This is a genomic window from Clostridium sp. AF15-41, assembly GCF_003604095.1.
In the GTDB taxonomy this organism is placed as follows: Bacteria; Bacillota; Clostridia; order Lachnospirales; family Lachnospiraceae; genus Coprococcus.
The window spans coordinates 237278-249332 of sequence record NZ_QTMQ01000002.1 but is presented as its reverse complement, the minus strand read 5'-3'; the positions used below and the strand labels follow the sequence as shown (position 1 = coordinate 249332).

Below are 12055 nucleotides of genomic sequence, written 5' to 3'. Positions count from 1 at the left end.
CCCTCCTGTACTCTATTAAGTATAGCAACTTTTCCAAACGCAAACAAGCAGGAAATGTCAGTTTATAAGACCAAAAACAGACCCGTACATGTGCGGATCTGTCTCTGTATACTTTTTATAACTCTCTTATTTTTTTCCTTAACGGAAGTATCATACCCGGTGCAACTGATAACTCATCAATGTTCATCTGTAAAAACCTTTCTGTCAGACTTAGATCGGCTGCAAGTTCACCGCATATTCCAATCCACTTTCCTTCTGCATGAGCATTCTCTGCTGCCATTTGGATCATAGATAACACCGCCGGATGGTGTGAATCATAGAAGGAATCCAGATTCCGGTTCTGGCGATCAATTGCCAGAGTGTACTGCGTCAGATCATTTGTTCCGACACTAAAGAAATCCACTTCCTTTGCCAGCTCTCTGCTGATCATAACCGCAGCCGGAGTCTCAATCATTATACCGGTTTCAATCTGATCGGAAAATGCTATTCCATCTGCACGAAGTCCGGTCTTCACCTCGTCCATTATCTCTTTAATACGACGAACCTCTGATACCGAAATGATCATCGGAAACATGATCGCAATCTGGCCATACGCGGATGCTCTGAAAATAGCTCTAAGCTGGGTCTTAAATAATTCGGGTCTGGTCAGACATATCCTGATCGCACGGAACCCCATTGCCGGATTATCCTCTTTTTCCAGATTAAAATATCCAACCTGTTTATCTGCTCCGATATCCAACGTACGGATGATCACCCTTTTTCCGGCCATCATTTCCGCTACCTGTCTATAAGCTGCAAACTGCTGTTCCTCTGTTGGATAAGTTTCATTTTCCAGATATAAGAATTCGCTTCTGAATAACCCGATACCACCGGCATCATTTCGGAGTGCCGCTCCTACATCTGATACATTGGCAATATTGGCATAAAGGTTAATCTTCTGCCCGGATCTGGTTACATTTTCTTTGCCCTTCAATGTCTCCAGAAGCTCACGCTGTTCCTGTTCGACAGCTTGCTTTTTTCTCATGGCAACAAGGATTTCTTCATCCGGATCAATATAGATCTTTCCTTCCTGACCGTCTACGATTGCAAGTCTTCCGTCATATTTCGGTGTTAATGTATCACCGATTCCTATAACAGCCGGAATATTCATGGTTCTGGCAAGAATCGCTGTATGGGAATTTGCCGAGCCTTCCACTGTAATAAATGCCAGCACCTTATCTTTATCAAGCTGAACAGTCTCGCTTGGTGCCAGATCATCTGCCGCGATGATTACCTGCTCCGTCATTTCAAATGAAGCATTCTGTTTTTTTGCAAACTGGGAAAGGAGCCTGTTCGATACATCCTTTACATCTGCTGCCCTTCCCTGCATATAGGCATCATCCATCGCTTCAAAGATTGCTGCATAATTATCAGATGTGACACCTATTGCATATTCAGCATTTACCTTTTGTGTATTTATAATATTCTCTACAGAATCATTATAATCCGGATCCTCAAGCATTAACTGATGTGCTTCAAAGATCATGGCATTTGCTTCTCCCACATCAGTAAGTGCCTTGTCATATAACTGCTGCAATTCAGAAAGTGCTTTTTCCTTTGCAGTCCGGAAGCGGCGTATTTCCGCCTCCGGATCATCGACATGACGTCGTTTTATCTGGATTTCGTCCCTTTTAAAGAATTGTATCTTCCCGATAGCAACTCCGCCAAATACACTTTTACCCTGTAATATTACCATATTGTCACCTCTTTAAAATCCGATCCTTTTACAGATGTTCCTGAACGAACGCTTTCAGGTTTGCTGCATCTTCTGCCTCGTTTTCACCTTCTACTTTTATCAGGATTTCCTGACCTTTTTTTGCTCCCAGACTCATAACTGCCATAACTCCTTTTGCGTTTACGGTTCTGGATCCAAATGTTACGGATACTGTGCTCTTACATTTTGCAGCAGCCATAACAAACTGTGAAGCCGGTCTGGCATGAAGTCCCTGCTCATCTGTAATTACATATGTGAATTCAACCATAATAACCGCCTGACCTTTTTAATATTCAAACTGACGATAGTAACGTCTGAATTCCAGACTATGTCCTGTATTCTGCTCATAATGAATAGCAAGTCGTTCTGTTAATATCGCGGTAATGATCATCGGAGAGCAGATTACACGGAACTCATCATCGATACCATCCAGAATGTAATCCTTGGTATCAATAATAACAGCTTTCTTTGTATGTTCTTTTACAAATCGTTCTACTCTTTCATCTAATGGTCGATATTCGTCCTCACCTTTTATTACAAATACCGGAACTCTGTCATCAACTAACTCCAATGGTCCATGGAAGAAATCAGCAGATGAAACAGTCTTTGTACGAACCCACTGCATCTCCTCTAAGATACACATTGTAAAGAGATAGGTCTCACCCCAAAGGACACCGGAGCCTGTAAACATTGTATATGGTTCATGTGCATATGTCTTTGCGATCTCGATCGCTCTTGGCTCAAATTTTTCTCTTACCGCAAGGAGATCCTTAAACAGATTTTCCATCTGATCAGCCCATCTGTCATAATGTGAAAATTCTCCTCTGTTCTTTAAGATACGGAGCATTACAAAATAGTATAATAAGTAAGAATGCTCACAGTCACCACATGCATTATAAATCGGGTCTGTCAGCAGATTTGCTAAAGGAGTTGTCTCATCCTTTGTAAATCCATATACATTGATTCCCTGATCCTTACAATATTTTACTGCCTTCAAGATCTCCATAGTATTGCCTGATGCAGAAGAGGTAAATACAAGAGTCTTATCTGTAATATGTTTTTTATTTTTTACCAGAAACTCACCTGCATTTTCAAGATAGATTGGAAGATCTGTATATTTCTTGGCTACTTCTACAACCGGATACCATTCTGCCCATGTTCCACCGATACCAATCATACATACGCTGTCATATTCCTTTGCCGTGATCCGGTCAATCAATGCCTCAACCTCTCCTCTTAATGAGTATGTCTTTGCTCCGTCCTTTAAATATTTCTCTGCGTCAAATTTTTTTAATGCCATAGTTCTTTCCTCCTGTTATTTTTTATTCTCCTATGATTGTTATATAAATTGTTCTATATTGCGGTCCATCATATTCACACAGATATATGTCCTGTGCACTTCCACTTTTCAGCTTTCCATCTATAACCGGGAATACACAATGATTTCCGGTCAGATGGGCTTTTAAATGTCCGGTCGGATTGCCTGCCATCGCACCGTAGGTATCTAACAGCCTTCCATGGGCATATTCTCCGTCCTCAGGAACAAGTCTTTCCATCAGATGCCCAATATCATATTCCAGGCACTCCAGTCCTTCATTAACTGCAATTCCTGTTGTCGTATGTGCTGTTATAACATATACAACACCATTTCTGATTTTGCTTTTTTCTACAACCTGCCTGATATCATCTGTAATTTTCACCAGACAGTTATATTCTTTTGTCAGCACCTCTATACTGCTATGTGTTACCATCATACCTCCAATCCCAGAAACTCAATCGCGTTCTGTCCAAATATCAGATCCTTGGTAGATTCTCTTATATCCATAGCTTCTATAGCCTTTTTCATTCTCCGCATCTCTAACCGCGGATCATCAGAGCCAAACATGATCTGATGTCTGAAGCTTCGATCGATCCAGTGCGGTCCCATATCCACTTCGAATACCTTGTGATAAAACTCCGGGGCTGTATCAAAATACAGGAATGCTGTATCCGCATAAACATTTCTGTATTTGAGCATCAGCATACAAGTTTCCTGCACCCATGGCCATCCGCAATGTGCAAGACAGATTCGAAGCTTTGGATGTCTGTATGCTGTTTCTTCAAACTCAACCGGCCTCGCATATTTAGATAAGGTATCCGGCTCTACCGACATTCCGCAATGAAACACGATCGGTTTATTATACTTCTCGCATATCTGATATATCGGCTCCATGTATTCATCTCCCGGATAGAACTTCTGCTTTGACGGATGAAGCTTCAGGCCTGCCAGATGATACTCTGCAAATGCTGTTTCAAGTATCTCTGTCGCATCCGGCCTGTGAGGATCTACACTGGCAAATCCGATAAAACGATCCGGATATGTTGCTGTCAATTCCTTTATCTGGTCATTTGTTCCTAGTATGCCTCCATATTCCGTAGTCAGATCCAGTGGAAGCAAAACCGCTTTATCCACTCCGGAACAATCCATCAAGGTTAACAGTGCATCAACCGGGATCTGATCCGTCTTGTATAAGCCATACATCTTTTTTGCAAATTCATTCTGACATTCCGTTTTGCATACCGGCTCTAAAAATGCAGGATGTACATGCATATCAATTACTATTTTTTTCACCTTACTACTACCTCCTTTTTAACCAAGGAAGCCAAAGAATGCTCCTGCTATTCCAAGTACAAGCATGATCAACATAATAAGCAACGGATTAACCTTCTTCTTCAATAACCAGTAAGTAACTCCAAATAGCAACAGCACCGGAAGGCCCGGGACAATGCCATTTAACAGATCCTGAATTGTACTTGCTTCTTCGCCGCTTCCGATCTGCGTTACAAAATTAATCGACGTCATATCCATCGTCATGCCGCCAACTACCATGATACCCATGATAGAGGCTACTTCCATAACTACCTTCATCAAACCGGATTCAACAATCTTTGCCATGGATTCACGACCCATTTTATATCCAAGGAATACTCCAAACCATCTGCAGAGATATGCCGGAATGTTAAAGATCAAAAGGAAGAGAATAGGTCCGAGAATGTTCCCCTGCAAGGCAAGTGAACATCCGATTCCTGTTGCGATTACCTTGATCGTGCCCCAGAACAGAGAATCGCCGATTCCTGCTATAGGTCCCATTAATGCTGTTTTTACTGCGCCAATCGAATCTGTATCAAAATCTGCATCCTGTGCATTTTCCTCTTCCATTGCGGCTGTGATACCCATCTGAAATGTTGCAAGATAATGGCTGGTCTGATATAACGTCAGATGACGCTTCATAGCAGCTGCCAGATCCTTCTTATCCGGATACAGTTTCTTTAAAACCGGATACATGGAAAAACAAAATCCTACATTTCCCATTCGTTCATAATTCCATGTATGTTCATATGTGATCTCTCTTAAAAACACCTTTGTGAGATCTTTTTTCGTAACTACCTTATCGTAGTCTGCATGTATCTTAGAACTCATCAAAATCACCTCCGTTATCTGCGTTTTCAACTACCGGTGCTGCCCCCTGTTGCTTGTCTCCGAATATGCCGAATGTTACTCCGATTATCACAATAAGTACGGCAAAAATCGCAACTCCTGTTGTGGATATTCCAAGGTATGATACCAGGAAAAAGCCAAGGAAGAAAAATGGTGCAACCTTGCGATTCATCATCTGCTGTGCAAGCATTGCAAAACCAAGTGCAGGAAGCAGTGCTGCTGTTATATCCATACCGGACTGAACAAATTCAGGTATTTTACCAAGAAGTGCTGTTACTGCATCACTGCCAAAATAAAATGCAAGTGGGATGCAGACAATACCAAAAAGATTCTGAAGATATCCTGCGATCAGATAATCTCTGTTAAATGCCCGTATATTACCTTTTTCAGCATCACGGTCACATTTGTGGATCATAACAAGCATCAACGGCTGGCAGATACCGGTATTTGCCGCAAGCATTACGGTTGCGATCGGAATACCAAGTACTAAAGCTGTTTCCGCTCCGGCTCCTGACTGAATCGCAAGTGAAACACCGAGCACAGTGCCTGCGATCAGATCCGGCGGATTATATGCACCGATCGATACGGCTCCTACAAGTGCAAGTTCCATAGTTGCACCCATAATAATACCGGCCGGAAGGTTTCCCATTACCAGACCTACTAACGGTCCAAGAACGATCGGTCGCTGCAGGCAGCTTGTACCAAGCAGCCATTCTGAATAACCAAGCAGGCCGATCAGAAAAATAAGTATTGTTTTTAATATCATAATCTGTCCCTCCATTCATCCGTTAAAACAGCGATTTGCATTTAATTACTTTATCAGCCGGGATCATCTGAATAAATACATCAACGCCATCATCAACCATCTCTTTTACCAGAGCCAGCTCGGCTGCATCCATATATGCGCTTCTACCATATAATTTTGCATTTTCATGGTATGCAATGTTGCCGATATTTAATGTCTTTTCTCCTGTAGCTTCAATGATTGCTTTGGCTATTTCTACCGTTTCACAGATGATAAATAATTTATATTTATCAGTTACCCCGCTTTTCAATGCCTCTACAGCTTCCGCTGTATTTTTTACTACAACCTTTGTTCCGGATGGTTTCGCCATCTTTAGTGCGTTTAATCTCAGCGGATCATTTTTAACCGTGTCACTTACCAGCAGCAGGCAATCTGCCCCTAATGATGCTGTCCATGACACTGCTACCTGTCCATGTAAGAGACGATAATCAACACGAATTGATTTAATCATATAAACCTTCTCCTTTCTTTTCTGTCAATACACAGATTAAAAATCATCATCATCATACGTTGCATTTACTGTATTACAATAAACCATCATATCTTTAGCCTCTGCAACCGCACTTTCAATTACAGATGCCGTATCCTGATCCTCTGCACTCAACAGGATACCGATCACTGCAGCCAGATTCACACCGGCAACAACATGTATCCTTGGATCAGACAATAATGCGGATGCATTATTATTCACACTTCCGCCTAAAAGATCTGTCATTATCACAATCTCTGCCTCTGAATTCGCTTCAACAATTCTCTTTAATTCCGGAAGCGGATCCGGGCATTCATCTGTATAAGCATTGATACAGGTCAGATTTTCCTGTGTACCTGCCAGCATTTCAATCGTTGTCAACATTCCTTCGGCCATCTTTCCGTGTGTTGCTAAGACATATTTTCTCATCCGTTCTCCTCCCTTCTGCTCCTTTCAAGCTTTTCTTTCATAATCCTGTCATAGTCTTCTGTTTTTGGCGAAACAGCCTGTTCCATCCGGGAAAACAGCGGATGACAAGTAAAATTATTTTTTTCTTTTGTTACATGAGCCGCTATATATTGAAACAATGCAGCTGTATATAACGGTGTGATCTCTGCCGGAAGCCGGCATGGTATCCGAATCTGTCCATTTCGTTTATCGTGAACCTGATCCGTAATCATATAGCAATGTTCCGTGATCAACGATGTTGCTTTATAAATATCATACAGTCGATCAGAGGTTTTACCACAGTCTATAAAGAAAACCGAATAATCCGGAGTTAGCTGCATATCCGGTCCATGTATAAATTCTTCGCTCTCATAATATACCGTCGAGACTTTCAGAGTTTCCTGAAATTTCAACGCTCCCTCTCTGACCGTTGCCAGATTGGCTCCATCGCCGACCAGTATTGCTTTTTCCATACACAAAAGATCCTGATATCGTTTTTGTACCAATTCTTTCGCCTGTATCAGGCAAAGCTCCTGCATTTCACAAGCTTTCCGGATCTGGCTTACTGCAGTTTCATATTCCTGATCACTGATTTCTTTTTTTTGAAAACCTATCTCCAGTATCATAAGCATCAGAAACTCGACCAAAGTAGAATATCCAAGAGTTACATAATCAATCGTTTCATTCCCAACTCCATACTCCACAAGACGATCCGTGTATCTGCTTGCACTGCCATTCTCATTCCCTGTTAACAAAACAAATGGTTGATGCTCTTTATCCAGCTCCTTCATAATTTCAATTATGTTTGTACTGCATCCACTCTGGGATATTAAAATCGTAAACCGGTTCTTTTCTCTCTCCCGGTAAACATCCAGATATTCCACTGTACTTAATACACTGATATCAAATTTACTGTATTTTAAAAGAAATGGTCGAGCTGCATATGCTGCATTCAGGGACGATCCGGATGCGATCAGACATATATCTTCTTTGTCCTGATCCAGATACCAGTCGCATATCTTTTGGGTAAGAGACTTTCTTTTATCAAGATTATCTTTCATGATACGACCGGAAACCTGAATATAATATTCCATATCCTTCTCCATTTTCATCTCCTTTTGTGGTTCTTTTTGTGAACCACTTTGTAAACATAATATACCACCTATCAACTGGTTTTGCAATACCAATTTTATATTTTTTTATACCAATTTGAAAACATGTAAAAAAACAGAGAAATTGGCATACTTGTAATACCAATTTCTCTGTTTTTTAGATATCACTGTTTTTAAATTACTGATTTCTTTTTTTTATTATCTTATTCGCTCACAACGGTTCGGTTACGTCCGGCTTCCTTCGCCTGATACAGCGAATTATCTGCCCGATTGAACCAGGCCTTTGCACTCTCTCCTTTGGAATATTCCGCAACACCACAGCTACAGGTGATTCCACTGTTATTCATGAACTGGAAGTAGTAGCATCGGAATTCTGTTCTTACATCCTCTACTACATTGATAACCTTCGGCAGTTCAATATTATTGAACAGTATAACAAATTCCTCTCCACCGTAACGGAATGCAAGACCATAGTCTTTGGATTTCTCCTTTAGCATCTTACAAAGTGCCTTGATAACCACATCACCATTGCTATGTCCGTATGTATCATTTACATTCTTGAAATGATCGATATCAAAAATCGCAATATATGCTTTCTCCCCGGTTTCTTCTGTACGCTGGATTTCTTTCTCCAGGCTCTCCTCAAAGGAACGTCTGTTATATAATCCTGTCAACGGATCTTTACGAAGCTCTGTCATAAGATTCATCTGACGAACTGTGAAGTTACCGATGGATTCCATCAGCTCTTTCGTATGCATATTCAACAGGAAGGTTACCACGCTCAAAACTAAAACCAACCCAAATGAAGCTGTTACATACGCCCCAAAGCTAATCTCCTTCCACTCAAACAGGCTATACAGACGGATATCATTAATGATCAGACTGCAGAATGTCAGAAGCGTCATCACCAGTGTAATATTCTGATTCGCAAATACGGCTGTGATCACGATTGAAACCATAGGCAACAGCGCCAGTACGATTGCATTATAATGCTCAAATGCCGGAACAATAAAGATCACAAACATCATCATGGATACCAGCCAGTCAGCTCCGTTCTCGGTCAGCTTGTTTTTTTTCAAAACATATACGGTTCCGGACAACACCCCTGCATATATGACAAGAGGAATTGCTACATATAACCCCATATACGCTCCTCGCGTCATTCCCAAATCTTTTTTTACCAGACATATGATTACTTCCACAACCATGAACATGACCGCAGCCGACAGAAATACCTTCCACAACAACAACCGCCATTTTTTACTGATATCAACATTTATTGTATCATTATTCATTACGAATTCTCCTTGTACGTTTCCACCAATTTTCTTTTCGCATGAAAGCACCCACATTTTTGATTTTACACTATATAAGCCATATCGTCCACTGTTTTTTGTCAAAAGTACCTAAAAATCGACATTTTTTGCTCCAATTATTATACATAATGTAAAAATACCTCCTGTACATATCTGCATGAACTGTTTCTTATGTACAAAAGGTATTTTCCCTGACGGTTTTTCACAGATGCTTCTGTAATAAACCATTTATTTAATTTTAATCTTTATAATGCATATCCGACTTCAAATGCCTTCAGGTTCATCTCAACTGTCTTTGGAGGAACCGTTGCTTTGATAACCTCTACCCATTTGTCATGGTCAAAATCCATATGTTTTGCAGCAACACCGATAATGATCGTATTAAATACCTTTGGATTGCCAAGCTTCTTTGCCTCTGCCATCGCATCGATGGAGATCACCTTATGCTTCTCTGACAATGTCTCTAAGATGTGTTCCGGATATTCTGCCTGACCGGTTACAACCGTGATCGGATCGATTCTCTGATCATTTGCAATAATCACGCCGTCCTTCTTCAGAAAATGAGCATAACGCATAGCTTCAAGCTTCTCAAATGCGATCAGAACATCTGCATGACCTTCTTCTACGATCGGTTCCGCAACCTTCTCACCATATCTTACATATGTAACAACACTACCGCCTCTCTGGCTCATACCATGAACCTCGGAGAGCTTTACATCATAACCTGCTGCTGTCGTGATACCACCGAGGATACGGCTTGTAAGAAGAGTTCCCTGTCCACCGACACCAACTATCATAATATTCTTTACAGCCATTAGAATTCCTCCTTTTCGATCGCATCAAACTTACAACGCTTCATACACAGTCCGCAACCATTACACATGGTCTCATCGATCTGGATCGTTCCATCCGGCTGCTTGATAACTGCCGGACATCCCGGCTTTAAGCACATACCGCACTTCTTACATTTCTCCGGAATAGCTCTGCATACACCTGTTACCTTGGTTGTCTTTAAAAGAACACAAGGAGACTTGGTGATAATAACAGAGATCTCATCCTTTGCAACTTCCTCTTTGATCAGCTTCTTTAAACCGTCAATGTCAAATGCATTGATCTCATGTACACTGTCAATACCGATCGCCTTACACAATTTATAAATGTTGATCGCATATGTAGGCTCACCCTGCAAGGTCTTACCGGTCGCTGCATGATCCTGATGTCCTGTCATACCGGTTGTTGAGTTATCAAGGATGATAACGGTTCCTGTACCCTTGTTGTAAACCATGTTCATCAGAGAGTTTACACCTGTATGCATAAATGTGGAATCACCGATAACCGCAACCCAGTTCTTGATATAATCTTTTCCTTTTGCTTTTTCCATACCATGTAATGTAGAAATGGAAGATCCCATACATACGGTTGTATCAATTACGCTAAGCGGCGCAACTGCTCCCAGTGTATAGCATCCGATATCTCCTGCTGCATGGATCTTCAGTTCGTTTAATACTGAAAATACACTTCTATGCGGGCATCCCGGACAAAGGATAGGTGGTCTAGGTGCAACCTTTGCAGGTTCTTCCTGCTCAACCTTCTCGCCAAGGATCTTCTCTCTTAACATATTTGCACTGTATTCACCCTGAACGGTCAAAAGCTCCTTACCTACTGCATCGATGCCCCATGCTCTTACCTGTGTCTCGATATGAGGCTCTAACTCCTCAATAACATACAGCTTATCAACCTTTGCCGCAAAGTCTTCAATCAACTTTCTAGGAAGCGGATTTACCATACCGAGCTTTAATACGGAGGCATTTGGCATTGCTTCCTTTACGTACTGATATGGAATACCACTGGTGATAACACCAACGCTGGTATCATTCATCTCTACACGATTGATCGGCATATCCGCACCGTCTGCTGCCATGTCCTTTAATCTCTGTTCTACAAATACATGACGAGGGATCGCATTACCCGGCATCATAACCATCTTCTTAATGTCTCTCTCGTATGGCTTGTCTTCTACTTCTACTCTGTCATTTAATTCAACAACGCCCTGTGAATGTGCCAGTCTGGTTGTTGTACGGAGCATGATCGGAGTATCGTACTTCTCGCTGCATTCAAATGCATACTTTGTGAACTCCTTTGCTTCCATACTGTCAGATGGCTCAAACACCGGAATCATCGCTGTCCTTGCTACCAGTCTGGAATCCTGTTCATTCTGTGATGAATACATACCCGGATCATCGGCTGCTACCAAAACCATACCACCCTTTACACCGGTATATGCTGCTGTAAATAATGGATCTGAAGCTACGTTCACACCTACATGCTTCATTGATACGATTGAACGGACACCGGCAAATGATGCTCCGATCGCAACCTCTGTTGCAACTTTTTCATTTGGAGACCATTCTGCATATATCTCAGGATATTTTACAATATTCTCACTGATCTCTGTACTTGGAGTACCCGGATATGCTGCTGATACCTTTACACCGGCCTCATATGCGCCTCTGGCGATCGCTGCATTACCGAGCATTATCTTTTTTTCACCCATTAATTTATCCTTCCTGTCATTTCTTATATTTGCCTTTTGGCAACTCTAATGCTTTATTATACAAGAATTATCAATAAAAGGGAAGTGCTTCTATACGTTTAAAAATAAAAAAGCATATATC

General features: G+C 41.3%; 13 protein-coding genes. All 13 read right to left on the bottom strand.

The annotated features are described in order from the left end of the window. Positions 1–115: 115 nt before the first annotated feature. The 13 genes from ptsP to iorA all read right to left on the bottom strand — a co-directional run bounded on the left by ptsP (position 116) and on the right by iorA (position 11934). Positions 116–1735, bottom strand: coding sequence for a phosphoenolpyruvate--protein phosphotransferase (gene ptsP, locus DWW43_RS02475; RefSeq protein WP_008401139.1), 1620 nt, complete (start codon positions 1733–1735; stop codon positions 116–118). Positions 1736–1763: 28 nt separating this feature from the next. Beyond that, a complete protein-coding gene (locus DWW43_RS02470) occupies positions 1764–2021 on the bottom strand; it encodes an HPr family phosphocarrier protein (RefSeq protein WP_117785315.1) in 258 nt (85 codons plus the stop codon). Positions 2022–2039: 18 nt separating this feature from the next. Then, positions 2040–3053: an SIS domain-containing protein gene (locus DWW43_RS02465; protein WP_119962617.1), complete on the bottom strand. Its 1014-nt coding sequence runs from the start codon at positions 3051–3053 to the stop codon at positions 2040–2042. Positions 3054–3075: 22 nt separating this feature from the next. Next, positions 3076–3507: a secondary thiamine-phosphate synthase enzyme YjbQ gene (locus DWW43_RS02460; protein WP_119962616.1), complete on the bottom strand. Its 432-nt coding sequence runs from the start codon at positions 3505–3507 to the stop codon at positions 3076–3078. Then, the gene (locus DWW43_RS02455) at positions 3504–4364 is read right to left on the bottom strand and encodes an amidohydrolase family protein (RefSeq protein ID WP_347475234.1); all 861 of its coding nucleotides are present in this window, start codon (positions 4362–4364) and stop codon (positions 3504–3506) included. The genes DWW43_RS02460 and DWW43_RS02455 overlap by 4 nt, the downstream gene beginning before the upstream one ends. A gap of 18 nt (positions 4365–4382) precedes the next feature. Beyond that, positions 4383–5213: a PTS system mannose/fructose/sorbose family transporter subunit IID gene (locus tag DWW43_RS02450; protein ID WP_008401134.1), complete on the bottom strand. Its 831-nt coding sequence runs from the start codon at positions 5211–5213 to the stop codon at positions 4383–4385. Further along, on the bottom strand, positions 5203–5997 hold the full coding sequence (locus tag DWW43_RS02445; RefSeq protein ID WP_165853002.1) for a PTS sugar transporter subunit IIC: 795 nt from the start codon (positions 5995–5997) through the stop codon (positions 5203–5205). Before DWW43_RS02445 ends, DWW43_RS02450 begins: the two co-directional genes overlap by 11 nt. Positions 5998–6019: 22 nt before the next feature. Further along, positions 6020–6487 (bottom strand): PTS sugar transporter subunit IIB, encoded by a 468-nt coding sequence (locus tag DWW43_RS02440; RefSeq protein ID WP_008401131.1) that lies wholly within the window; start codon positions 6485–6487, stop codon positions 6020–6022. 36 nt (positions 6488–6523) lie between these two features. Further along, the gene (locus DWW43_RS02435; RefSeq protein WP_008401129.1) at positions 6524–6934 is read right to left on the bottom strand and encodes a hypothetical protein; all 411 of its coding nucleotides are present in this window, start codon (positions 6932–6934) and stop codon (positions 6524–6526) included. Next, entirely contained in the window at positions 6931–8058 is a 1128-nt protein-coding gene (locus DWW43_RS02430) for an SIS domain-containing protein (protein ID WP_119962614.1), read from the bottom strand. Before DWW43_RS02430 ends, DWW43_RS02435 begins: the two co-directional genes overlap by 4 nt. A gap of 209 nt (positions 8059–8267) precedes the next feature. Then, entirely contained in the window at positions 8268–9359 is a 1092-nt protein-coding gene (locus DWW43_RS02425) for a GGDEF domain-containing protein (RefSeq protein WP_243104377.1), read from the bottom strand. A 266-nt stretch (positions 9360–9625) separates the two neighbouring features. Beyond that, positions 9626–10195: an indolepyruvate oxidoreductase subunit beta gene (locus DWW43_RS02420; RefSeq protein WP_008401121.1), complete on the bottom strand. Its 570-nt coding sequence runs from the start codon at positions 10193–10195 to the stop codon at positions 9626–9628. Further along, on the bottom strand, positions 10195–11934 hold the full coding sequence (gene iorA / locus DWW43_RS02415) for an indolepyruvate ferredoxin oxidoreductase subunit alpha (RefSeq protein WP_021943606.1): 1740 nt from the start codon (positions 11932–11934) through the stop codon (positions 10195–10197). The genes DWW43_RS02420 and iorA overlap by 1 nt, the downstream gene beginning before the upstream one ends. Between the last annotated feature and the right edge of the window lie 121 nt (positions 11935–12055).